Origin of the sequence: Pseudomonas panipatensis, assembly GCF_900099785.1 — a bacterium.
In the GTDB taxonomy this organism is placed as follows: Bacteria; Pseudomonadota; Gammaproteobacteria; order Pseudomonadales; family Pseudomonadaceae; genus Pseudomonas; species Pseudomonas panipatensis.
This window is the reverse complement of sequence record NZ_FNDS01000009.1, coordinates 52,329-74,355: the sequence shown is the minus strand read 5'-3', so window position 1 is coordinate 74,355 and position 22,027 is coordinate 52,329. Positions and strand designations below refer to the sequence as shown.

The window sequence follows — 22,027 nt, the reverse complement described above, 5'->3', positions numbered from 1 at the left end:
GCTCACAGGATCAGGTCGCGTAATTCATCCGGCAGACCGCCGGGTTGTTTGATGGCTGCGAGGTCAGCCTCGGCAACCGCATTCCATGCATCTTCATCCCACAACTGGAACTTATTCAGCTGGCCGACGAGCATCGCCCGCTTGTCCAGCCTGGCGTACTCGCGAAGGCGCGGCGGGATCAGGAAACGTCCACTGCCATCCAGCTCCAGATCAACCGCGTTGCCGATCAGCAAACGCTGCAGGCGCCGCGTTTCTTCACGCAGCGAAGGCAGCTCGCGCAGCTTGGCTTCGATGATTTCCCACTCGGGCAAGGGATAAACGGTAAGACAGGGGTCGACAGCATCGATGGTGACAATGAGCTGGCCATCGCAGCGCGTCATGAGCTCGTCACGATACCGACTCGGCATCGCGAGGCGCCCTTTGGCGTCGAGACTGATGGCGTTAGCTCCGCGAAACACGTCAGCGCTTCCCCTGTGGCTGGCTTTCCATGCCAATTGATCCCACTTTTACCCACTTTGTACCACTTGCGTACACTATAGAAATGCGCGCTCCCCACCGTCAAGGCGAGGCCAGAGGGAAAAATCCTTACGGGACCGAGATTTAGCGCAACTTTGAAGGGGTGCGGAGCGTTTTTGACGCCCCTTAGAACGGCAAAAGCCCAGTGTTTTCAAAACACTGGGCTTTCTACTTAAAGCAATTTATTAAGTTCTGCCCTTCTTCCGTCGCGCGACAAATGGTCATCGTGGGAAGAAGTGGGGAAAACGGGGAGAGTCGATCTATAAGCCGGGTTCTGTCGAGGACAGCCATTCCTCTGGGACGTTCATCACTGAACGCCTCAAGCGACCTACCCGAATCCAGCGCGGGCCACGCCAATGGATTCCTATTTGGTCTTGCTCCGAGTGGGGTTTACCTAGCCACGCACTGTTGCCAGCCGTGCGGTGCGCTCTTACCGCACCTTTTCACCCTTACCGGCGCTGTTGCGCTTAGGCGGTTATTTTCTGTGGCACTTTCCGTAGGCTCGCGCCTCCCAGGCGTTACCTGGCACTCTGCCCTATGGAGCCCGGACTTTCCTCCACCGCGTGGAAAACCACACGACAGCGACTGTCCAATCGACTCTCCGCCGCCAAGGTTAACGACAGCGCCTGCAAGCTGCAAGCACAAGGGTTCCCGGCATCACTCCGCCTTACGCTCCAAAGCGACCTGATAGAGCAGGTTCTTGCGCACACCAGTGATTTCCGCCGCCAGGGCCGCCGCGCGTTTCACCGGCAGCTCGGCGAGCAGAAGATCGAGCACCCGCAGCGCCTCAGCGCTGACGGCCTCCCCCTCGGGCGCTTGCCAGCCGGCCAGCAGCAGCACGCACTCGCCCCGCTGCTGATTGGCGTCAGCCGCCACCCAGTCGCGCAGCTCCCCCAGAGGCAGCCCCTTGATTGTCTCGAACGTCTTGGTCAGTTCCCGGGCAAGAACCGCCTGCCGCCCCTCGCCGAAGACCAGCGCCATGTCCTCGATACATTCCAGCAAACGATGCGGCGCCTCGTAGAAAATCAGCGTCCGCGGCTCCTCGCCCAATGCTTCGAGACGCGCCCGACGCCCGGCGACCTTGGCCGGCAGAAAACCCTCGAAAACGAAACGATCGGAAGGCAGCCCCGCCGCCGACAGCCCGGCGATCAGCGCGCACGCACCGGGAACCGGCACCACTCGAACCCCAGCGGCACGCGCCTGTCGCACAAGGTGGTAGCCCGGATCGGAAATCAACGGTGTGCCGGCATCGGAAATCAGCGCGACGTCCTCGCCAGCCTGCAAGCGAGCAAGGAATCGCCCTCCCTGCTCACGCTCATTGTGCTCATGGCAGGCCGCCAGAGGTGTCTCGATGCCGAAATGCTGCAGCAGGCGCAGCGAGTGCCGGGTGTCCTCGGCGGCGATCAGTGCCACCTCACGCAGCGTGCGCTGCGCCCTGACGCTGATATCGTCAAGGTTGCCGATCGGAGTCGCCACCACATACAAAGTGCCAAGGGACACGCGTCGCTCCTCATCGCCGGATTCAGAAAAACCCGCATTGTATCCCGTTTCAACCGGCCGCCATCGCCTCTCCAAGCTGGCTTGGGTACAATTGCCGCCTCATTTTTTGAATGCGCCACGAGAAGCCCGATGATGATCGCTCGACTGCGTCCGCTTTCCGCTCTGTGCCTGGCCGGCCTACTCGCCGCCTGCGCCAGCTCGCCCTCTTCCAATCTCGGCGAACTGCCGCGCACCCCTAACGCCAGCATCGAGCAGCTACTGGAGCAGGCCTCCACCGCCAAACCCGAAGATGCCGTTCTGCTGAAACTCTCGGCGGCAGACCTGGCCTACCAGCAAAAGGACATCGCGCGTTCCAGCCAGATCCTCGATCAGCTACCGCTGGACAGCCTTAAACCCGCCCAGCAGATTTTCGCCAACACCCTCACCGCGCAGCTGGCACTGGCACGCAACAAGCCGAAAGCCGCGCTGAAGGCCTTCGAACACCCCAGCTTCAGCCACCTCGGTGAACTCCCCGTGGAGCAGCAGGCGCGTAGCGGCCTGGTCAAGGCCCAGGCGCTGGCCGCCGACGGCCAGAACCTTGCCGCCGCCCGCGAGCGCGTATTCATCGACCCGCTGCTCAATGCCGACGCCAGCAAGAACAACCATGACGCCATCTGGAACCTGGTATCCAGCCTGCCGATCCAGCAACTGCAAGCCAGCCCCAACGAAGGCGACCTGAACGGCTGGCTGGAACTGGCGCGCATCGTCAAGACCTCCTCGACCCTCAACGAACAGCAGGCCAATATCGATAGCTGGCGGCAAAAGAACCCGGAGCACCCGGCCGCCAAGCAACTGCCGGAATCCCTGCAGAAGCTCAAGTCGCTGGCCGGCCAGCCGCTGACCAAGATCGCTCTGCTGCTGCCGCAGCAAGGGCAGTTGGCGTCGGTGGCCCGTGCCCTCCAGGACGGTTTCATGGCCGCCTATTACCAAGCCCAGCAGGGTGGCCAGCAGCCTGCGATCCAACTCTACGACAGCAGCCAAGTGCGCTCGCTGGATGACTTCTATCGCCAAGCCCAGGCCGACGGCGTGCAACTGGTCGTCGGCCCACTGGAGAAACCGCTGGTAAAACAACTCGGCGACCGCCCGCAACTGCCGATCACTACCCTGGCGCTGAACTATAGCGACAGCAGCCAGCCCGGCCCCGCGCAACTCTTCCAGTTCGGCCTGTCGGCCGAGGACGAAGCCCGCGAAGTGGCCCGCCGCGCCTGGGGTGACGGCATGCGTCGCGCCGTAGCGCTGGTGCCGCGTGGCGACTGGGGCGACCGCGTTCTGGCCTCGTTCAGCCGTGACTGGCAAGCCAAGGGTGGCACCCTGATCGCCGCCGAACACGTCGACCAACCGGTAGAACTGGCGCAACAGATCGCCGACCTGCTGCAACTGCGCCAAAGCGAAGGCCGCGCCAAGCGCCTGCAGAACGTACTCGACAGCAATGTCGACACTCAGCCGTCGCGCCGCCAGGACATCGACTTCATCTTCCTCGCCGCCACCCCGCAGCAGGCTCGCCAGATCAAACCGACCCTGGCCTTCCAGTACGCCGGCGACCTGCCGGTCTACGCCACCTCGAACCTGTACACCGGGGTCAATAACCCAGGCCAGGACCAGGATCTCAACGGCATTCGCTTCTGCGAAACGCCCTGGCTGCTGCAAACCAACAACCCCCTGCGCCAGCAGGTCGTCGCACAATGGCCGCAAGCCGCCAGTAGCCTTGGCCGCCTCTACGCCATGGGTGCCGACGCCTATCGCCTGGCGCCGCGCCTGCCAGAGCTCAAGGCCGTACCCAGCATGCAACTGGACGGCCTCACCGGCAGCCTGAGCCTGGCGCCGAACCAGCGCATCGAGCGCCACCTGCCCTGGGCCGAATTCCGCAACGGGCAGGTTCAGCCGCTGGAGAACAGCGGTATTTGAGCCGGCACAGTGACGCACAGGAGCTCGGACGTAGCGCCGAGCTCCTCGCGCTCGAGCATCTGCAAGGCCAAGGGTTGCGCCTGCTGACACAGAACTGGCGCTGCCGCCGCGGCGAGCTCGATCTGGTCATGCTGGACGGCGATACAGTAGTATTCGTCGAAGTTCGCTGCCGTCGGCATCAGAACTGGGGCGGAGCCCTGGAAAGCATCGACGCGCGCAAGCGCCAACGCCTGATCTCTGCCGCCGAACATTTTCTGCAACAGGAAGCCCGCTGGTCCCGGCACCCATGCCGCTTCGACGTAGTAGCGGTGCAGCCCTCCGCGGGCCAATCGCCCGCGCAATTGAACTGGATCCCCAACGCCTTTGACACCTGATCAGACGCCCGACGAAAGGTCACACCTGATGGACATGCAATCCCGTATCCGCCAGCTTTTCCATGCCAGCATCGAGACCAAGCAGCAGGCCACCGAGGTGCTGATTCCGCATATCGAACAGGCCAGCATGGTGATGGTCAATGCCCTGCTCAACGAAGGGAAGATCCTCAGCTGCGGTAATGGCGGGTCCGCCGGCGATGCCCAGCACTTCTCCTCCGAACTGCTCAACCGCTTCGAGCGCGAGCGCCCGAGCCTGCCGGCCGTCGCCCTGACCACCGACAGCTCGACCATCACCTCGATCGCCAACGACTACAGCTACAACGAAGTCTTTTCCAAGCAGATTCGCGCCCTGGGCCAGCCCGGCGACGTGCTGCTGGCCATTTCCACCAGCGGCAATTCGGCCAACGTCATCCAGGCGATCCAGGCCGCCCATGACCGCGAAATGGTCGTGGTGGCTCTGACCGGTCGCGACGGCGGCGGCATGGCATCCCTGCTGCTGCCGGAGGATGTCGAGATCCGCGTACCGGCCAAGGTCACCGCGCGCATCCAGGAAGTCCACCTGCTGGTGATCCACTGCCTGTGCGACCTCATCGACCGTCAACTGTTCGGGAGTGAAGAATGACCCGTTCCCCGCTGATCCTTGCGACCCTCACCCTCAGCCTGGCGCTGGGTGGCTGCAGTAGCTTCCTCAGCGCAACCCGCGAAAAACCCATTGATGATGACCGCGGCACGCGAACCATCGGCAGCAAGATCGACGACTCGCTGATCGAGACCAAAGTCGCTGTCAACATCGCCAAGGCCGACCCGGATCTCGATCGCAATTCGCACGTCGTGGTCGTCAGCTATAACGGCGTCGTCCTGCTTGCCGGGCAGACACCCCGGGCCGACCTGAAGAACAAGGCCGAGCAAGCCGCGCGCACGGTGCAGAAGGTAAAAACCGTGCACAACGAGCTGCAGATCCTGCAGCCCTCGTCCGTCGCCGCGCGTAGCAATGACACCTGGTTGACCACCAAGATCAAGACCCAGATGCTCACCGACGCCAACGTTCCCTCGTCGCGCATCAAGGTGGTTACCGAGAATGGCATCGTCTACATGCTGGGCCTGGTCACCAAGCGCGAAGGCGACCTGGCCACCCAGGTGGTGCAGAGCGTAGACGGCGTACAGAGGATCGTCCGCTTGTTCGAATACATCGACTGAGTATTCGTCAGGCATGAAAAAGGCGATCCTCGGATCGCCTTTTTCTTTATTTGACCACTTTCAGGCTGGGCCGCCCGGTCGGGCGTGGCGGCTCATCGGACGGACCGTCCTCCTGCAACTCCTCGTCATCCGCCGGCACCGGCGGCTCCAGATCGAAGACCATGCCCTGGCCGTTCTCCCGAGCGTAAACCGCCATCACCGCCTGGGACGGGATGTACAGGCTCTGCGCGACGCCGCCAAAACGCCCCTCGAAACTCACCGCCTCGTTGTCCATCTGCAGATGGCGCACAGCCGAGGGCGAAACATTGAGCACGATCTGACCGTCGCTGGCATAGCCCGGCGGCACCCTCACCCCCGGATAGTCGGAATTCACCAGGATATGCGGCGTACAGCCGTTGTCGACGATCCACTCATAGAGGGCTCGCACGAGATAGGGTCGACTGGAGTTCATCATGGGTTCCTTAGCGCATATCACGTTCAATGGAGGACAGACTAGCCTGGAAGCTGTCGCGGGCGAACTGCCTCTCCATGTAGTCAAGCAACGGCTTGGCCTGCCGCGGCAGCTCAATGCCCAGCACGGGCAGGCGCCAAAGAATCGGCAACAGGCAGCAATCGACCAGGCTCAGCTCATCGCTGAGAAAGAAGGATTTCTCGGCGAACAGCGGCGACACCCCTGTAAGACTCTCACGCAACTCCTTTCGCGCCAAGGCACGATCAGCATCCTTCTGACGACTGTCGAGGATACGATCGACCAGAACACACCAGTCACGCTGAATACGATGAATCAGCAACCGCGTATTGGCACGCGCTACCGGGTATACCGGCATCAACGGCGGATGCGGATAACGCTCGTCGAGGTACTCCATGATCACCGTCGACTCGTACAGCGCCAGATCACGGTCGACCAGGGTCGGCACACTGCCGTAGGGATTCACCTCGGCAAGCCTGGGCGGGCAACGTCCCGCTTCGACTTCGAGGATATCGGCTGTCACGCTCTTTTCCGCCAGAACCAGGCGCACCCGGTGGCAGTAATGATCGGCAGGGTCGGAGTAACAGGAAAGCTTATTGACTGCGGCCATGCCGGGCCTCCTCGCAACGCGACTTCAGGGAGGTAAAAAAACGCGCGCGCCCCGTAGGGCGCGCGCTTCGACGCTATAGCTGTGAGTGCTTTAGTGCACGTCCTTCCAGTATTCGCGCTTGAGCAGATAGGCGAACACGAAGAAGAAGGCCAGATAGAGCAGAACGTAAGCACCGATACGCTGGGATTCCAGTTTGTTCGGGTCAGCCGAATAAGCCAGGAAGGTTACCAGGTTCTTCACTTTCTCATCGAACTGCGCTTCGTTCAGCGTGCCGGTCTTGGGCAGAACGGTCAGCTGATCGCAGGCTTCGTGAGTCAGCGGAGTACCGGTCAGCGGATCGAACTGCTTCTTGCCATGCTCGACGACCTGCACCTGCTTGCAACCGATAACCTGGCGCCCCTGGAGGCTGCCGAGGACGTTAGGCATGCCAACGTTCGGGAACACCACGTTGTTCACACCCCACGGACGCTTGGGGTCTTCGTAGAAGGAACGCAGGTATGTATACACCCAGTCGGTGCCACGCACGCGAGCGACCAGGGTCAGGTCCGGCGGCGGGGCGCCGAACCACACCTTGGCATCGGCCGGCCGCATACCGATATCCATGTGGTCACCGATCTTCGCACCGGTGAATGCCAGACGGCTCAGCACGAGGTCCTCGGGAATACCGAGATCCTTGGCTACACGCTCATAACGCTGGAACTTGGCGCTGTGGCAACCCATGCAATAGTTGGCGAAGGTACGAGCGCCATCCTGCATGGCCGCCTTGTCGGTCAAGTCGATATCGACCCGATCAAGTACAGGCTCAGCGGCAGTATTGGCGAACGCGAATATCGGCAGAACCGCCAGAATCAATGCTGCGAATTGCTTTTTCATCAGCCAGTCACCCTTTCCGGAACCGGTTTGGTCTTCTCCATCCGGGTGTAGAACGGCATCAGGATGAAGTAAGCGAAATACAGAATGGTGCACAGACGGGACAACGTAGTGCCCAGCGGCGACGGAGCCTGAGCGCCGTAGTAACCGAGAACCACGAAGGACACGGCGAAGATCACCAGCCAGATCTTGCTCAGCCAGCCCTTGTAGCGCATCGAGCGAACCGGGCTACGGTCCAGCCACGGCAGGACGAACAGCACCGCGATGGCTGCACCCATGGCGACCACACCCATGAGCTTGTCCGGAACGGCACGCAGGATCGCGTAGAAGGGTGTGAAGTACCACACGGGAGCAATGTGCGGAGGCGTCTTGAACTGGTTGGCCATCTCGAAGTTGGGCTTCTCGAGGAAGAACCCACCCATCTCCGGGAAGAAGAAGATGACGGTGCAGAAGACGAACAGGAAGACCACCACGCCGACGATGTCCTTGACGGTGTAGTAAGGGTGGAAAGGAATTCCATCCAGCGGCTTGCCGTTCTCGTCCTTCTTCTTCTTGATGTCCACGCCATCAGGGTTGTTCGAACCGACTTCGTGCAGCGCCAGGATGTGCAGCACGACCAGGCCCAGCAGCACGATCGGCAACGCAATGACGTGCAGGGCGAAGAAGCGGTTCAGGGTGATGCCGGAGATCAGGAAGTCGCCACGGATCCATTGCGCCAGGTCGTTACCGACCACCGGAATGGCACCGAACAGCGAGATGATCACCTGGGCGCCCCAGTAGGACATCTGCCCCCAAGGCAGCAGATAGCCCATGAAGGCCTCGGCCATCAGCGCCAGGTAGATCAGCATGCCGAACAGCCAGACCAGCTCGCGCGGCTTCTGGTAGGAACCATAGAGCAGGCCGCGGAACATGTGCAGGTAGACAACGATGAAGAACGCCGAGGCACCGGTGGAGTGCATGTAGCGGATGATCCACCCGTAGTCCACATCGCGCATGATGTATTCGACGGAGGCGAAGGCTTCTTCCGCCGACGGGGTGAAACTCATGGTCAGCCAGACACCGGTGAGGATCTGGTTGACCAGCACCAGCAGCGCCAGGGAACCGAAGAAGTACCAGAAGTTGAAGTTCTTCGGCGCGTAATACTTGCTCAGATGGTCTTCCCACATCTTGGTCGCGGGGAAGCGGGCATCGACCCAAGCCATGAACTTGTTCATCAGGCTTTCTCCTGGTCCACACCGATGGTCAGCACATCACCATCGAGCGCATAAGGCGGAATCGGCAGATTGAGGGGCGCGGGCTGCCCCTTGTAGACACGCCCAGCAAGGTCGTAGTGAGAACCATGGCAGGGGCAGAAGTAGCCGCCCTTCCAGTCCGGGCCGAGGTCAGCGGGAGCGACTTCAGGACGGAACGTCGGCGAGCAACCCAGATGGGTGCAGATACCGACGATGACGGCCAGCTCAGGCTTGATCGAGCGCAGTTTGGGATCGACGTAGGTCGGCTGCTCGGAGCTTTTCGACTCCGGGTCGGCCAACTGTCCTTCGAGTGTGGGCAGAGCGTCCAGCATTTCCTTGGTGCGATGGACAAGGAACACCGGCTTGCCGCGCCATTCAGCGATGACCTGCTGACCTGGCTCGATCTTGCCGACATTGACCTTCACGGGCGCACCAGCTGCCTTAGCCTTGGCACTGGGGAACCATGACCCCACGAACGGAACCGCAGCACCGACTGCTCCCGCGGCGCCGACCACCGAAGTGGCCGCGACGAGGAAGCGACGCCGGCCTGCATTCACGCCGTCATTACTCATTCAGTCGTCTCCCATCAGCTTTAGCCCGTTATTGCGTCGGGCTTTTTGAGTAAAAATTCGTGCCGCAGAAAAATTCGCCAAATGGTAAAGAAAAGCCCTGTAACTGACAAGGTAATAAGCCATCACACAAACCTTGGAGCCCACGTATGACGGGCCTCCCAGCCATGCGACACCTTGCCGCGCACAAACTTGCAAGTCCTTAAATCCTAGACATAAAAAAACGCCCAGTCCTGCTGGAACTGGGCGTTTTTTCGAAGCGTTGAAATTAACGCTTGGAGTACTGCGGACGCTTACGCGCTTTACGCAGACCGACTTTCTTACGTTCAACTTCGCGAGCGTCGCGAGTTACGTAGCCGGCCTTACGCAGCGGGCTGCGCAGGGTTTCGTCATACTCGATCAGCGCACGGGTGATACCGTGACGGATCGCACCGGCCTGACCGCTGACACCACCACCGACGACGGTGACGTAGATGTCGAACTTCTCGGTGGACTCGGTCAGCTCGAGCGGCTGACGCACGACCATGCGAGCGGTTTCGCGACCGAAGAACTGGTCGAGGCTACGGTTGTTGATGGAAATCTTGCCAGTACCCGGACGCAGGAAGACGCGAGCGGTAGCGGTCTTACGACGGCCAGTGCCGTAATTTTGAGTCGCCGACATAATGAGCTATCCCGTTAAATCTTCAGTTCTTGAGGCTGCTGAGCGGTGTGCGGGTGGTTGGCACCCTTGTACACTTTCAGCTTGCGGTACATGTCGCGACCCAGCGGGTTCTTCGGCAGCATGCCTTTGACGGCAGTCTCGATAACACGCTCGGGAGCCTTGGCAATCAGCTTCTCGAAGTTGATCGACTTGATACCGCCCGGGAAGCCCGAGTGATGGTAGTACATCTTGTCGGTGGCTTTGGCGCCAGTGACACGAACCTGCTCAGCGTTGATCACGACGATGTAGTCGCCGGTGTCAACGTGCGGGGTGTATTCCGGCTTGTGCTTGCCACGCAGACGGCGAGCGATTTCGGTAGCCAGACGACCCAGGGTCAGGCCAGCAGCGTCGACGACGAACCAGTCGCGCTTAACAGTTTCTGGTTTCGCGGTGAAAGTTTTCATTCGTTATAGCCTCAGGGGCCGCCTGAAAATAAGACGGCGAATCTTACTGGACAGTGGTTGCCTTGACAAGTCAAGGACAGCCGAAAACAGACACGATTTGGGGCTCGGGTCAGTGTGCGTCCGTAACGACTAGATATATCGATCGGCAGGCTAGGCATCCCCCGCCGATGAAAGGCTGCGGAATTATGCAGAATTCGGCAGAATTTACAACCGCATCACGCACTTAATTTCACGAGGAAACGCGCATGGAGTACCGCCCGCTCGGCCGCACCGAACTGAAAGTCAGCGCTCTCTGCCTGGGCACCATGACCTGGGGCGAACAGAACAGCGAAAGCGAGGCCTTTGCCCAGATCGACCTGGCCAAGGCGGCAGGGATCAACTTCATCGACACCGCCGAGATGTACCCGGTGCCGCCGCGCGCGGAAACCTACTCGCGCACCGAACAGATCATCGGTAACTGGTTCCGCCAGCGCGGCGATCGCGCTCAATGGATCCTTGCCAGCAAGGTCGCCGGCCCCGGCAACGGCATCGCCCATATCCGTGACGGCCAACTCAAGCACGACCGCAAGAATATCGTCGCCGCGCTCGACGCCAGCCTGAAGCGCCTGCAGACCGACTGGATCGACCTCTATCAACTGCATTGGCCGGAACGCAGCACCAACTTCTTCGGCCAGCTCGGCTATCGCCACACGAATGAAGACTTCACTCCGCTGGAGGAAACCCTGGAGGTTCTCGACGAGCAGGTGCGCGCCGGCAAGATTCGCCACGTCGGTCTTTCCAACGAAACGCCCTGGGGCGCCATGAAGTTTCTCCAACTCGCCGAGCAACGCGGCTGGCCCCGGGCGGTATCGATCCAGAATCCCTACAACCTGCTCAACCGCTCCTTCGAGGTCGGCCTGGCGGAAATCGCGATACGCGAACAATGCGGCCTGCTGGCCTACTCGCCGCTGGCCTTCGGCATGCTCTCGGGCAAGTACGAGAACGGCGCGCGCCCCGCGAACGCGCGAATCAGCCTGTTCAGCCGCTTCACCCGCTACACCAACCCGCAGAGCGAGCGCGCCTGCGCACGCTATGTAGCCCTGGCCCGTGAACATGGCCTAGACCCGGCACAAATGGCCCTGGCGTTTGTCACCCGCCAAACCTTCGTCACCAGCAACATCATCGGCGCCACGTCGTTGGAGCAACTGCAGAGCAACCTGGGCAGCATGCAACTGCAACTGTCCGACGAACTGCTGGCAGGCATCGAGGCGATCCACAAGGACCAGCCCAACCCCGCCCCCTGAATCCAGGCGACCAGCAACAAAAAGCCCGGCATCCGCCGGGCTTTTTGTCAGCGCGTTGAAGCTACAGCGAACGGGCGATGATTTCTTTCATGATCTCGTTGGTGCCGGCGTAGATACGCTGCACTCGCGCATCAGCCCAGGCACGGGCAATCGGATATTCCCACATGAAACCGTAGCCACCGTGCAACTGCACGCACTCGTCGAGGACCTTGCACTGCAGATCGGTGGTCCAGTACTTGGCCATGGCCGCAGTGGGCACGTCTAACTTACCCTGCAGGTGCAGTTCCAGGCAGCGATCGACGAAGGCACGCCCCACCTGGATCTCGGTCGCCATTTCGGCCAGTTTGAAGCGGGTATTCTGGAAGTCCGCCACGGCCTTGCCGAAGGCCTTGCGTTCACGGGTGTAGTCCAGCGTCCAACTCAGCGCTGCCTCGGCCGATGCAAGGGCTCCCAAGGCTACGGTCAGGCGCTCCTGGGGCAATTCCTGCATCAGGTAGATGAAACCCTGCCCTTCCTTGCCCAGCAGACTCTCCTTGGGCACGCGCACATCCTGGAAGAACAGCTCGGAGGTGTCCTGAGCCTTCATGCCGACCTTCTCCAGGCGCTTGCCCTTGGCGAAGCCCGGCGTTCCGGCCTCGACCAGGAACAGGCTGATGCCCTTGGAGCCAGCCTTCGGGTCGGTCTTGGCAACCACTATCACCAGATCGGCGAGGAAGCCGTTGGTGATGAAGGTCTTGGAACCATTGATGACGTATTCGTCGCCATCCAGCACCGCGGTGGTCTTCACGCCCTGCAGGTCGGAGCCGGCGCCCGGCTCGGTCATCGCGATGGCACTGACCATCTCGCCGGAGATCAGCTTCGGCAAGTAATGTTGCTTCTGCGCCTCGCTACCGTAATGCAGGATGTAGGGCGCGACTATGTCCGAATGCAGCGAGAAGCCGATGCCGGTCAAGCCCAGGCGGCCGATCTCCTCGATGACCACCGTGCTGTAGAGGAAGTCGGCAGCCATGCCGCCATAGGCCTCGGGAATATGAGAACAGAGCATGCCGGCCTCGCCAGCCTTGTTCCACAGAGCACGGTCCACGTGGCCGTCCTTCTCCCATTGCGCATGGAAAGGCACGGCTTCCTGTTCAAGGAATTTGCGCACGCTGTCGCGGAAAAGCTCATGGTCGGAACTGAACAATGTTCTTGGAATCATGGTTACCACCCTATTGAGCGCTCATACCGCAGGAGGAGCGAATGTAGAGCAGCCCTCCAGCCAGCGAACACTGGACACATGCGCCAAAAAATAAGACGATCCAGCCGCAATTTGACCACTTAGGCGTCAGTTGCGGTCCTCAACAACAACGATAAGAACGATGCCCGACTACTCTGCAACACCCCTGAAAAGGGTCAGCATCCTTGCGACCGATGGGGTCTTCGCCTCTACCCTGATGCAGGCGAAGGACTTCCTCCACATGGCCGGCCTGCGCTTCGGCAAGCAGGAGGGACTCGGCCTCACCCCGCTGGTCCAGATCCATATCATCAGCCCTGACGGCAAGCCGGTCACCGCGTTCAGCGGGGACGTGCTGGCGGTGGATGGCACGCTGGACGAGCCCGATCTGGTGATCATCCCGGCCTTCTGGGGCGACTTCGACAGCCTCATCTCGCGCCATCCCCAGATCGGCCCCTGGCTGCGTCAGCGCCATGCCGCGGGCAGCGTCATCTGCGGCGAGGCCACGGGCGTCTTCTGGCTGGCCGAAGCCGGCCTGCTCGATGGCAAGGAAGCGACCACCTACTGGCGCTTCTTTGACCAGTTCGCCACGCGCTATCCCAAGGTCGCACTGAACCGCGAGAAGCACATCACCGACGCCGACGACCTCTACTGCGCCAGCGGCGTGACCTCGGCGCGCGACCTCTATCTCTACTTGATCGAGCGTTTCTGCGGCGTCAGCGTCGCCCAGGGCGTATCGCGCGACATCCTCTATGAGGTTCAGCGTAGCTACACGCCCGGCCGGCTGGGCTTTGGCGGGCAGAAGCTGCACCAGGACCCGGCCATTCTGCAGATCCAGCAATGGCTGGAAGATCACTACTCGGACAAGTTCCGCTTCGAGGACGTCGCCCGCGAGCACGGCATGAGCATTCGCAACTTCATGCGGCGCTTCCAGGCAGCGACCGGCGACAAGCCACTGCATTACCTGCAACGCTTGCGTATCGAAACCGCGCGCAGCCTGCTGTCGACCACGCGCAAAAGCATCAAGACCATCAGCTATGAAGTCGGCTACGACGACGCCAGCTTCTTCGCCCGCCTGTTCCGCCAACACACCAATCTGTCACCCAATCACTATCGCAACCAGTACCAGCGGAAAGACAGCTGAAACACACCAGCCCTAGGATAGGCAACGTGGGGCTGGGCAGCCGCCTATGATCAGGACTGCCCTCCATAAGAAAATCCACGGGATACCACCATGCGCCTCTTACTGCTCGCCCTACTGGCCGCCTTCAGCCTGCAGGCTGTGGCGGACGACAATTGGAAACCCTTCCCCTACGACCAGAGCGCCTTCGACTACTCCGGCGACAAGCTTCGCGCCGCCTGGCCGCGGCTGACCCGAGGCTTTGGCAGCTACCCGTTCCCGGACGCCGACTGGGTGATCAAGATGGCCAGCAGTCATCCCGAGGCCCTGAGCAAGACGGCCGCGGCAAACGGCGCGTTCAGCGGCAAGCCCGAAGAGGCGCAAGCCTACGCGGCCAAGCTGCAGGAAGTGTGGCGCAAGGTATTCCACGGCGACTTCGCCGAGGCGAAGAAGGACGGCCTCGCGCTCGGTGTCGGCGGCCAGGTACCGGCGATGTTCGCCCAAGTGCTCTACGCCATGTTCCTGGCGCCCAACCAGGATGAAAAACAGCGCCTGCTCGAAGAAGTGATCAGTTACACCGATCAGGCCGGGCCGCTGCTCAATGCCGATCCCATCGCCCAGTTCGGGCGCGCCTATGCCAAGGCGCGCCTGGCCGAGGAACTCCCGGTTCCGGTGGTGCTCAAGCGCGGCTACACCAGCGAAATCCCCAAGGAGCTGGACGCCATCCTCGCCAAGCAACCGAACCAGCCTTACGCCCTCGCCCTCTATGGCGGCTACCAGGCCGGGGTGATCCGCAAGGTCGGCAAGATGGTCGGACGCATGACCTACGGCGTCAGCACGGACAAGATGGAGCAGTTCTTTGCCCGCTCCTTCCGCGCCAGCGACGATCTGCCGATCGGTCACTACGAATACGCCAACGCCCTCGGCTACATCTATGGCGACGATCAGCAGCAGAAGGCTCTCGACCAGCTCAAACAAGCCATCGCGATCAAGCCGAGCACCGCTATGGAAGCGCTTGAGGTGGCTCACGCGCAGAAGCTCCTGCAAAGCGCCCAGCAACGCACCGCGCAACGCTGAGCCAAGCACGCCGGACAAAAAAAGGGGGTTGCCAGTGGCAACCCCCTTTTTCATTGCACCACCAGACTCAGGGCCGGTGCGGACGGCTCAGGTACTCGTGGGACTGCATTTCCAGCAGGCGACTGAGGGTGCGCTGGAATTCGAACTCCAGACGCCCGCCGGTATAGAGGTCTTTCAGCTCGACCTCGGCGGAGAGGATCAGTTTGACGTTGCGATCGTAGAACTCGTCCACCAGGTTGATGAAGCGTCGCGCCATGTCGTCCTTGGCCACGCCCATCTGCTCGACATTGGAGATCAGCACCGCGTGGAAGATCTTCGCCAGTTCGATGTAGTCGTTCTGGCTACGCGGCCCATCGCAGAGTTCACGGAATTCGAACCAGGCCACGTCATCGCAGGTGAGGCGCGAACGAATCTCGCGATTCTCGATCATCAGCACGTCATTGCGAGTGGCGGCGGCGCACTCCGGCGTGAGTTTGTTGAAATCGCGGGCCATGGCCTGTTCGGCATGCTCGCTGAGCGGCCAGTGATACAGCTCGGCCTGCTCCAGAGCACGCAGACGGTAATCGACACCGCTGTCGACGTTGACCACCTCGGTGTGCCGCTTGAGCAGCGCAATGGCCGGCAGGAAGCGGGCACGCTGCAGACCGTCCTTGTACAGGCCGTCCGGCACGATGTTGGAAGTCGCCACCAGGCTGACGCCATTCTTGAACAGCTCCTCGAGCAAGGTCGCGAGGATCATGGCGTCGGTGATGTCGGAAACGAAGAATTCGTCGAAGCAGATCACCCGTGCCTCGTCGGCGAAGCGCTTGCCGATGATGGTCAGCGGGTTCTTCTCGCCCTTGAGGGTTTTCATTTCCTCGTGGACGCGTTTCATGAAGCGGTGGAAGTGTGTCCGCATCTTCTGCTTGAACGGCAGAGCGTCGAAGAAGGTATCCACCAGATAGGTCTTGCCGCGACCCACACCGCCCCAGAAATACAAGCCCTTGACGGGCTCGTTGGACTTCTTGCCGAGCAGTTTGCCGAACAGGCCTGGCTTGGCCTTGTCGACGGCCAGCAGGTCATCGTAGAGACGTTGCAGATGCTTCACGGCATTGGCCTGTGCTGCATCGTGGAAGAAATCGGGACGTTTCAGGTCTTCCTGGTAGCGCTCGAGAGGCGTCATGATCGGTAGCAAGGCAACGAAAACGGGGCCGACACTTTAGCGACGGCCCCGTCTCTTGGCAATCGGCCATCCGTCGAAGATGGCCAGCCGCAGGCCTTACTCCTGCGGCGCCAGGGCCTCGCGCACACGCTCGATGGCCGCATCGCGCGCATCGCCATCTGCGAACGCCGGGCTTTGCGCCACGACCGCGCCATCCAGCCAGAGCGCGAAGGCATTGCCCTCGGCCCGCAGGTCCAGGGCCTCGCCGCCCTGCAGTCGCTTGCTCACCGCGCCGGCCGTCTTGCCATCGGCGAAGGCGCTGGACAACAGCAGTTGCTCGCCGGCGGCATCCAGCAGGCGGAAACGGAAGCTGCCGTCCTCTTCGCGGAAGCTGACGATGCGCGCACTCTTGCTGGTTTTTTTCTTGGCGTCGCTGGCGACCTGCACCTGCTCGCGGAAGGAGCGCAGGCCGACCGCCTCGCGCAGCTCGCCGAGGAACGGCGTGGCGATGCGCCGGGCCTTGGCGGCGCCGGCCAGGAGGATGTCCTCCAGGTCGCCAGGACGACCGATCAATGCGTGGTAACGCTCGCGCGCTTCGCCCAGTTCGTTTTCGAGCAACAGGAACAGGCGCTGCTTGGCCTCGCCCCAGGCCAGCCCCTGCAGCAGCTCAGCACGGAACTCGGCCAGTTGCGCCGGCGTGGCGAACGCCTGGTACAGGGTGACCAGGTGCGAGTTGTCCGGGTCCTTCGGTTCGCCCGGCGCGCGCGAGTCGGTGACGATGCGGGCGATGGCGTCCTTGAGCTGCTTGCTGCTGCCAAACAACGGGATGGTGTTGTCGTAGCTCTTCGACATCTTGCGGCCATCGAGACCTGGCAGTGTCGCCACGTCCTCCTCGATCACCGCCTCGGGCAGCGTGAAGAACTCACGACCGGCACCGAACAGATGGTTGAAGCGCTGGCCGATGTCGCGCGCCATTTCCACGTGCTGGATCTGGTCGCGACCGACCGGAACCTTGTGTGCGTTGAACATCAGGATGTCCGCGGCCATCAGCACCGGGTAGCTGTACAGCCCCATGGTGACGCCGGCGTCGGGGTCTTCGCCGGCTTCCAGGTTCTTGTCCACCGTGGCCTTGTAGGCATGCGCGCGGTTGAGCAGGCCCTTGGCGCTGACGCAGGTCAGCAGCCAGGTCAGTTCGGGAATCTCGGGGATGTCGGACTGGCGGTAGAAGGTCGCCTTGTCGGCATCCAGGCCACAGGCCAGCCAGGTGGCGGCGATCTCCAGACGCGAACGCTGGATACGCAGCGGGTCGTCGCACTTGATCAGCGCGTGGTAGTCAGCCAGGAAATAAAAGGAGTCCGCCTGCGGATCGCGGCTGGCGATGATCGCCGGCCGGATGGCGCCGGCGTAGTTACCCAGGTGCGGGGTGCCGGTGGTGGTGATGCCGGTGAGGATGCGAGTCGTCATGGGATACCAGAAGTCAACGCGGAAAAATGAGCGGCCCGGATGTTAACCCGCAGCGCCGATAGGTGCGAGTCGAGGCTGCAACAGCTCCTTGAGCTCGATCAGCTTGCCGTGGAAGAAGTGGCTGCACGCGGGCACCCGCAGCAACTCGTGGGGCTTGTCCAGCGATTCACTCCACGCGTAGACACGCGCCGGCGTCACCACTTCGTCATCTTCCGGCTGTACCACGGTCAGCGGGCAGTCAACTGGCAGCTCGACGTCGAAGCGCTCCACCGGCGGCGCCAACATGAACAGCCGGCGCAATGCCACGCCGTCGCTCTCCAGACGCGCGGCGGCGTTGCCGGCCACGCAGGAGCCGAAGGAGAAACCCATCAGGGTCAGCGGCAAGCCGGGATGACGCTCACCCAGCCAACGGGCCGCCGCCAGGGCGTCGTCGATCTCCCCGCGCCCTTCGCCATAGCCACCGGCGCTCTGGCCGACGCCACGGAAATTGAAACGCAGGGTGGCGTAGCCGGCATCGCGGGCGATGCGTTGCAGGGTGGCGACCACCTTGTTCTGCATGGTGCCGGCGAACAGTGGGTGTGGATGGCAGATCAGAGCCACGCCGACAGCGTCGGGGGTATCCAGGTGCAAGGCCTCCAACGGACCTTCGGGGCCATCGATGAAGAGTGGGATTTCGCGGGTGGACAAACAGTAACTCCGTGACCCCGAAGCGGGTCGTCTCGTCTAGCTCGATACCGCGCCAACGCCGAGGCTCGCCTCGTGGTATACAGCGCAGGTGCAAGCCGCTAACGTAAAGCAAAGCCGTCTATAGAGGAAGGATTCGCGTGGAACAGTCCCTCACCGCCTGGTTGCTGCCGGTCATCGCCCTGTTCGTAGGGGCCGCCATCGGTTTCCTGGTCGCTCGATTGCTGCCCAGCGCAGCCCCCAACCGAATGCAGCGTCAAATGGACGATTTGCAGGACCGCTTCGACAGTTATCAGCGCGAAGTCGTCACCCATTTCAATACCACCGCGAGCCTGGTGAAGAAGCTCACCCAGAGCTACCAGGATGTGCAGGAACACCTGTCCGAGAGCGCCGAACGCCTGGCCCTGGATGAGCAGACCCGGCAGCGCCTGATGGCCGCCCTGCACACCGAGGACGGATACCCCGAGCGCCGCGAGCGCCTGACGCCGCCGGCCAGCAACGAAGCGCCGAAGGACTACGCGCCCAAACCTTCGGACGCGCCCGGCACGCTGGACGAGACCTACGGCCTGAAAGGCAAGTACTGAGCCCAGGTTTCAAGAAAAGCCCCGCCATGGCGGGGCTTTTCTTTGCCTGTGGAAAAGTCCCGGCGACTGTCGCGCGCCCATGAAAAAGCCCCGCATGGGCGGGGCTTTTCTCAACGCTGGCGACTCAGATCGCGCCGCGCTGACGCAGCAGGTCGAGCACTGCCTTGACGCCGTCTTCCACCGACTGGGTCTGGGTGTCGATCACCAGATCGGCATCCAGCGGCACATCGTAGGCGAAGGACTCGCCAGGGATGTTGTCCTTGCCGGCAGCGTACAGGCCCTGCGGATCGCGCTCGCGGCAGACTTGCGGGGAAGCCTGCACGTAGACGGTGATCAGCCGCTCGGCGCCGAGCAGCGCCCTGGCCTGCTCACGACCTTCGGCGCTCGGCGCGACGAAGGCGCACAGGCTGATCAGCCCGGCCTCGTTGAACTGCTTGGCGACGTGGGCGGTGCGCAGCCAATTCTCGGTGCGCCCGGCACGATCCTGCGGCAGCCCCCTGTTCAGGTCATGACGCAGGTTCTGGCCATCCAGCACATAGACCGCACGCCCCATGTCGAACAGCTTGCGCTCCACGGCATAGGCCAAGGTGCTCTTGCCGGCGCCGGAGAGGCCACTGAACAGCACGGTGGCCGGCTGCTGGCCAAAGCGCGCAGCGCGCTCTTCACGGGCGACATGGGCACCCTGACCATGGTGGCTGCCAGCGCCCTGCGCAACCCGCGGTGCGGCGATGATCATGCCGGCGCCGACGGTGCCATTGGTCAACCGATCGATGACGATGAAGGCGCCGGTGGTGCGGTTCTGTGCATAGCCATCGAGGGCGATGGGCGCATCCAGGCTGACCTTCACACGGGCGATCTCGTTGAGCTTGAGTTCGCTGGCTGCGGTCTCTTCCAGGGTGTTCACATCGACCTTGTGGGTGATGCTCGGAATCGAGCCCGGCACATAGCTGGTGGCGCGCTTGATGTCGTATTTCTTGCCGGGCAGCATCGGTTCTTCAGCCATCCACACCAGCATGGCGTCGAAGCTGTCGGTGACCTGCGGGCGATTATCGGCATGCACCAGCATGTCGCCGCGGGACACGTCGATCTCGTCTTCCAGGGTCAGGGTGATGGCCTGGCCGGGAATGGCCTCCTCCAACTCGCCCTCGAAGGTGACGATGGACTTGACCTTGCTGGTCTTGCCCGACGGCAACGCCATGATCTCGTCGCCCTTGTGCACGATGCCGCTAGCCAGGGTGCCGGCGAAACCGCGGAAGTTCAGGTTCGGACGGTTGACGTACTGCACCGGGAAACGCATGTCGTCGAGGTTGCGGTCGGCGGCGATTTCCACCGATTCGAGGATCTCCATCAGCGGCTTGCCCTCATACCAGGGCGCGCGCTCGCTGCGGTTGACCACGTTGTCGCCCTTGAGCGCCGACATGGGCACGAAGTGCAGCGACGAAGCGTTCAGCTTGATGCGCTCGGCGAATTGCAGGTAGTCGGCCTTGATCTTCTCGAAGACCGCCTGATCGAAGTCCATCAGGTCCATCTTGTTGATGGCGACCACGATGTGCTTGATGCCCAGCAGCGAGGCGATGAAGCTGTGCCGGCGGGTCTGGGTCTGCACGCCGTAGCGCGCGTCGATCAGGATGATCGCCAGGTCGCAGGTCGACGCGCCGGTGGCCATGTTGCGGGTGTACTGCTCATGGCCGGGGGTGTCGGCGATGATGAACTTGCGCTTGGCGGTGCTGAAGTAGCGGTAGGCCACATCGATGGTGATGCCCTGCTCGCGCTCAGCCTGCAGGCCGTCCACCAGCAGCGCCAGGTCGACGTCGTCGCCAGTGGTGCCGACTTTCTTCGAGTCCCGGGTGATGGCCTCGAGGTGGTCCTCGTAGATCATCTTGGAGTCGTGCAGCAGGCGCCCGATCAGGGTGCTCTTGCCATCGTCGACGTTGCCGCAGGTGAGGAAGCGCAGGAGTTCCTTGCGTTCGTGCTGGGCCAGGTAAGCGAGGATGTCCTCGCTGATCAGATCGGATTGGTGCGACATGGTGCGAGAACCTTAGAAGTAGCCCTGACGTTTCTTTTCTTCCATCGAACCGGCCTGGTCGTGGTCGATGACCCGGCCCTGGCGTTCGGAAGTACGAGTCAGGAGCATTTCCTGGATGATTTCCGGCAGCGAAGTGGCGGTGGACTCCACCGCACCGGTCAGCGGGTAGCAGCCGAGGGTGCGGAAACGCACCATCTTCTTCTGAATGCTGGCCTTCTGTTCGTCCGTAAGGTGCTCGAGGATGCGCTCGTCGTCGATCATGATCAGCGCGCCGTTCATCTCGATCACATCGCGCTCGGCGGCGAAGTACAGGGGAACGATCGGGATCTGTTCCAGATAGATGTATTGCCAGATGTCCAGCTCGGTCCAGTTGGACAGCGGGAAGACGCGGATCGACTCGCCCTTCTTCACCTTGCCGTTATAGATGTTCCACAGCTCCGGACGCTGGTTCTTCGGGTCCCAGCGGTGCTTGCTGTCGCGGAACGAGTAGACACGCTCCTTGGCGCGGGACTTCTCTTCATCGCGGCGGGCACCACCGAAGGCGGCATCGAAGCCGTACTTGTCGAGGGCCTGCTTGAGGCCTTCGGTCTTCATGATGTCGGTGTGCTTGGCGCTGCCGTGAGTGAAGGGATTGATGTCCTGGGCGACGCCTTCCGGGTTGACGTGGGTGATCAGGTCCAGGCCCATCTCGGCGACCATCTTGTCGCGGAAGCTGTACATCTCCTGGAACTTCCAGCGAGTGTCGACGTGCATCACCGGGAACGGCAGCTTGCCGGGGAAGAAGGCCTTGCGCGCGAGATGCAGCATCACCGCGGAGTCCTTACCGATCGAGTACAGCATCACCGGGTTATCGAACTCGGCGGCGACCTCACGGATGATGTGGATGCTTTCCGCCTCCAACTGTTTCAGATGCGTCAGTTTGTCGACCATGGCTACTCACGGAATTGCTTATGGACGGCCTTCGGGCCGTAGACGAGCGCGCACTCTACCACAACGCCGGACTCTAACCGGATGGCCTTTTATACCGAAAAAACATACCCATATAGCCGC

General features: G+C 61.9%; 23 protein-coding genes and 1 other RNA gene. 8 read left to right on the top strand and 16 right to left on the bottom strand.

Annotated elements, in window-relative coordinates:
- Positions 1–2: 2 nt before the first annotated feature.
- The 3 genes from mraZ to rsmI form a co-directional block, all read right to left on the bottom strand.
- Positions 3–458, bottom strand: a complete 456-nt coding sequence (gene mraZ, locus BLQ74_RS20370) for a division/cell wall cluster transcriptional repressor MraZ (RefSeq protein WP_090265660.1) — start codon at positions 456–458, stop codon at positions 3–5.
- A 305-nt stretch (positions 459–763) separates the two neighbouring features.
- Positions 764–1,117: RNase P RNA component class A (gene rnpB / locus BLQ74_RS20365), an RNA gene on the bottom strand.
- A 56-nt stretch (positions 1,118–1,173) separates the two neighbouring features.
- Positions 1,174–2,016, bottom strand: coding sequence for a 16S rRNA (cytidine(1402)-2'-O)-methyltransferase (rsmI, locus tag BLQ74_RS20360; RefSeq protein WP_090265658.1), 843 nt, complete (start codon positions 2,014–2,016; stop codon positions 1,174–1,176).
- 132 nt (positions 2,017–2,148) lie between these two features.
- On the opposite strand from rsmI, the gene BLQ74_RS20355 reads away from it, so the two are divergent.
- From BLQ74_RS20355 to BLQ74_RS20340, 4 genes are read left to right on the top strand one after another with little or no spacing between them, the layout of a single operon-like run.
- Positions 2,149–3,960 carry a penicillin-binding protein activator gene (locus BLQ74_RS20355; protein WP_170842834.1) on the top strand — a complete coding sequence of 604 codons (1,812 nt, stop codon included), beginning with the start codon at positions 2,149–2,151 and terminating at the stop codon, positions 3,958–3,960.
- On the top strand, positions 3,957–4,334 hold the full coding sequence (locus BLQ74_RS20350; protein WP_090265654.1) for a YraN family protein: 378 nt from the start codon (positions 3,957–3,959) through the stop codon (positions 4,332–4,334). Before BLQ74_RS20355 ends, BLQ74_RS20350 begins: the two co-directional genes overlap by 4 nt.
- A 28-nt stretch (positions 4,335–4,362) precedes the next feature.
- Positions 4,363–4,956 carry a phosphoheptose isomerase gene (locus tag BLQ74_RS20345; RefSeq protein WP_009617899.1) on the top strand — a complete coding sequence of 198 codons (594 nt, stop codon included), beginning with the start codon at positions 4,363–4,365 and terminating at the stop codon, positions 4,954–4,956.
- A complete protein-coding gene (locus BLQ74_RS20340; RefSeq protein WP_090265652.1) occupies positions 4,953–5,531 on the top strand; it encodes a BON domain-containing protein in 579 nt (192 codons plus the stop codon). Before BLQ74_RS20345 ends, BLQ74_RS20340 begins: the two co-directional genes overlap by 4 nt.
- A gap of 46 nt (positions 5,532–5,577) precedes the next feature.
- Here BLQ74_RS20340 and BLQ74_RS20335 read toward each other — a convergent pair whose 3' ends face one another.
- The 7 genes from BLQ74_RS20335 to rplM form a co-directional block, all read right to left on the bottom strand.
- The gene (locus BLQ74_RS20335; RefSeq protein WP_090265650.1) at positions 5,578–5,982 is read right to left on the bottom strand and encodes a ClpXP protease specificity-enhancing factor; all 405 of its coding nucleotides are present in this window, start codon (positions 5,980–5,982) and stop codon (positions 5,578–5,580) included.
- 10 nt (positions 5,983–5,992) lie between these two features.
- Positions 5,993–6,610 carry a glutathione S-transferase N-terminal domain-containing protein gene (locus BLQ74_RS20330; RefSeq protein ID WP_090265648.1) on the bottom strand — a complete coding sequence of 206 codons (618 nt, stop codon included), beginning with the start codon at positions 6,608–6,610 and terminating at the stop codon, positions 5,993–5,995.
- Between the two features lie 90 nt (positions 6,611–6,700).
- A complete protein-coding gene (locus tag BLQ74_RS20325) occupies positions 6,701–7,483 on the bottom strand; it encodes a cytochrome c1 (RefSeq protein WP_090265646.1) in 783 nt (260 codons plus the stop codon).
- A complete protein-coding gene (locus tag BLQ74_RS20320) occupies positions 7,483–8,694 on the bottom strand; it encodes a cytochrome b (RefSeq protein WP_090265643.1) in 1,212 nt (403 codons plus the stop codon). Before BLQ74_RS20320 ends, BLQ74_RS20325 begins: the two co-directional genes overlap by 1 nt.
- Positions 8,694–9,284, bottom strand: coding sequence for a ubiquinol-cytochrome c reductase iron-sulfur subunit (gene petA, locus BLQ74_RS20315; RefSeq protein ID WP_090265640.1), 591 nt, complete (start codon positions 9,282–9,284; stop codon positions 8,694–8,696). The genes BLQ74_RS20320 and petA overlap by 1 nt, the downstream gene beginning before the upstream one ends.
- Before the next feature lie 265 nt (positions 9,285–9,549).
- Positions 9,550–9,942: a 30S ribosomal protein S9 gene (gene rpsI, locus BLQ74_RS20310; RefSeq protein ID WP_090265637.1), complete on the bottom strand. Its 393-nt coding sequence runs from the start codon at positions 9,940–9,942 to the stop codon at positions 9,550–9,552.
- Between the two features lie 14 nt (positions 9,943–9,956).
- Positions 9,957–10,385: a 50S ribosomal protein L13 gene (gene rplM, locus BLQ74_RS20305; RefSeq protein WP_090265635.1), complete on the bottom strand. Its 429-nt coding sequence runs from the start codon at positions 10,383–10,385 to the stop codon at positions 9,957–9,959.
- 245 nt (positions 10,386–10,630) lie between these two features.
- Here rplM and BLQ74_RS20300 point away from each other — a divergent pair, with 245 nt between their 5' ends.
- On the top strand, positions 10,631–11,668 hold the full coding sequence (locus tag BLQ74_RS20300) for an NADP(H)-dependent aldo-keto reductase (protein WP_090265634.1): 1,038 nt from the start codon (positions 10,631–10,633) through the stop codon (positions 11,666–11,668).
- A gap of 61 nt (positions 11,669–11,729) precedes the next feature.
- On the opposite strand, the gene BLQ74_RS20295 is transcribed toward BLQ74_RS20300, so the two are convergent.
- Positions 11,730–12,875: an acyl-CoA dehydrogenase family protein gene (locus BLQ74_RS20295; protein WP_170842826.1), complete on the bottom strand. Its 1,146-nt coding sequence runs from the start codon at positions 12,873–12,875 to the stop codon at positions 11,730–11,732.
- Between the two features lie 250 nt (positions 12,876–13,125).
- Between BLQ74_RS20295 and BLQ74_RS20290 the strand changes: the two genes are divergently transcribed.
- Entirely contained in the window at positions 13,126–14,025 is a 900-nt protein-coding gene (locus tag BLQ74_RS20290; protein WP_170842833.1) for a GlxA family transcriptional regulator, read from the top strand.
- Between the two features lie 90 nt (positions 14,026–14,115).
- On the top strand, positions 14,116–15,078 hold the full coding sequence (locus BLQ74_RS20285) for a hypothetical protein (protein ID WP_090265629.1): 963 nt from the start codon (positions 14,116–14,118) through the stop codon (positions 15,076–15,078).
- 67 nt (positions 15,079–15,145) lie between these two features.
- Here the strand turns inward: BLQ74_RS20285 and zapE are convergent, their stop codons facing one another.
- From zapE to BLQ74_RS20270, 3 genes are all read right to left on the bottom strand, one after another.
- Positions 15,146–16,240 (bottom strand): cell division protein ZapE, encoded by a 1,095-nt coding sequence (gene zapE, locus BLQ74_RS20280; RefSeq protein WP_090265628.1) that lies wholly within the window; start codon positions 16,238–16,240, stop codon positions 15,146–15,148.
- A 96-nt stretch (positions 16,241–16,336) separates the two neighbouring features.
- The gene (locus tag BLQ74_RS20275; RefSeq protein ID WP_090265626.1) at positions 16,337–17,683 is read right to left on the bottom strand and encodes a tryptophan--tRNA ligase; all 1,347 of its coding nucleotides are present in this window, start codon (positions 17,681–17,683) and stop codon (positions 16,337–16,339) included.
- Positions 17,684–17,725: 42 nt separating this feature from the next.
- Positions 17,726–18,370 (bottom strand): alpha/beta hydrolase, encoded by a 645-nt coding sequence (locus BLQ74_RS20270; protein ID WP_090265624.1) that lies wholly within the window; start codon positions 18,368–18,370, stop codon positions 17,726–17,728.
- Positions 18,371–18,507: 137 nt separating this feature from the next.
- Here BLQ74_RS20270 and BLQ74_RS20265 point away from each other — a divergent pair, with 137 nt between their 5' ends.
- The gene (locus tag BLQ74_RS20265) at positions 18,508–18,951 is read left to right on the top strand and encodes a Z-ring associated ZapG family protein (protein WP_090265621.1); all 444 of its coding nucleotides are present in this window, start codon (positions 18,508–18,510) and stop codon (positions 18,949–18,951) included.
- A gap of 124 nt (positions 18,952–19,075) precedes the next feature.
- Here the strand turns inward: BLQ74_RS20265 and cysN are convergent, their stop codons facing one another.
- Positions 19,076–20,977: a sulfate adenylyltransferase subunit CysN gene (gene cysN, locus BLQ74_RS20260; RefSeq protein WP_090265619.1), complete on the bottom strand. Its 1,902-nt coding sequence runs from the start codon at positions 20,975–20,977 to the stop codon at positions 19,076–19,078.
- 12 nt (positions 20,978–20,989) lie between these two features.
- A complete protein-coding gene (cysD, locus tag BLQ74_RS20255) occupies positions 20,990–21,907 on the bottom strand; it encodes a sulfate adenylyltransferase subunit CysD (protein ID WP_090265617.1) in 918 nt (305 codons plus the stop codon).
- Positions 21,908–22,027 lie beyond the last annotated feature (120 nt).

What these genes read in the sequence shown, in the direction of transcription:
- BLQ74_RS20355 (WP_170842834.1), top strand. Translation starts at nt 2,149, where the DNA reads ATGATCGCTCGACTGCGTCCGCTTTCCGCTCTGTGCCTGGCCGGCCTA.
- BLQ74_RS20345 (WP_009617899.1), top strand. Translation starts at nt 4,363, where the DNA reads ATGGACATGCAATCCCGTATCCGCCAGCTTTTCCATGCCAGCATCGAG.
- BLQ74_RS20340 (WP_090265652.1), top strand. Translation starts at nt 4,953, where the DNA reads ATGACCCGTTCCCCGCTGATCCTTGCGACCCTCACCCTCAGCCTGGCG.
- BLQ74_RS20335 (WP_090265650.1), bottom strand. Translation starts at nt 5,982, where the DNA reads ATGAACTCCAGTCGACCCTATCTCGTGCGAGCCCTCTATGAGTGGATC.
- BLQ74_RS20330 (WP_090265648.1), bottom strand. Translation starts at nt 6,610, where the DNA reads ATGGCCGCAGTCAATAAGCTTTCCTGTTACTCCGACCCTGCCGATCAT.
- BLQ74_RS20325 (WP_090265646.1), bottom strand. Translation starts at nt 7,483, where the DNA reads ATGAAAAAGCAATTCGCAGCATTGATTCTGGCGGTTCTGCCGATATTC.
- BLQ74_RS20320 (WP_090265643.1), bottom strand. Translation starts at nt 8,694, where the DNA reads ATGAACAAGTTCATGGCTTGGGTCGATGCCCGCTTCCCCGCGACCAAG.
- petA (WP_090265640.1), bottom strand. Translation starts at nt 9,284, where the DNA reads ATGAGTAATGACGGCGTGAATGCAGGCCGGCGTCGCTTCCTCGTCGCG.
- rpsI (WP_090265637.1), bottom strand. Translation starts at nt 9,942, where the DNA reads ATGTCGGCGACTCAAAATTACGGCACTGGCCGTCGTAAGACCGCTACC.
- rplM (WP_090265635.1), bottom strand. Translation starts at nt 10,385, where the DNA reads ATGAAAACTTTCACCGCGAAACCAGAAACTGTTAAGCGCGACTGGTTC.
- BLQ74_RS20300 (WP_090265634.1), top strand. Translation starts at nt 10,631, where the DNA reads ATGGAGTACCGCCCGCTCGGCCGCACCGAACTGAAAGTCAGCGCTCTC.
- BLQ74_RS20290 (WP_170842833.1), top strand. Translation starts at nt 13,126, where the DNA reads ATGGCCGGCCTGCGCTTCGGCAAGCAGGAGGGACTCGGCCTCACCCCG.
- BLQ74_RS20285 (WP_090265629.1), top strand. Translation starts at nt 14,116, where the DNA reads ATGCGCCTCTTACTGCTCGCCCTACTGGCCGCCTTCAGCCTGCAGGCT.
- zapE (WP_090265628.1), bottom strand. Translation starts at nt 16,240, where the DNA reads ATGACGCCTCTCGAGCGCTACCAGGAAGACCTGAAACGTCCCGATTTC.
- BLQ74_RS20275 (WP_090265626.1), bottom strand. Translation starts at nt 17,683, where the DNA reads ATGACGACTCGCATCCTCACCGGCATCACCACCACCGGCACCCCGCAC.
- cysN (WP_090265619.1), bottom strand. Translation starts at nt 20,977, where the DNA reads ATGTCGCACCAATCCGATCTGATCAGCGAGGACATCCTCGCTTACCTG.
- cysD (WP_090265617.1), bottom strand. Translation starts at nt 21,907, where the DNA reads ATGGTCGACAAACTGACGCATCTGAAACAGTTGGAGGCGGAAAGCATC.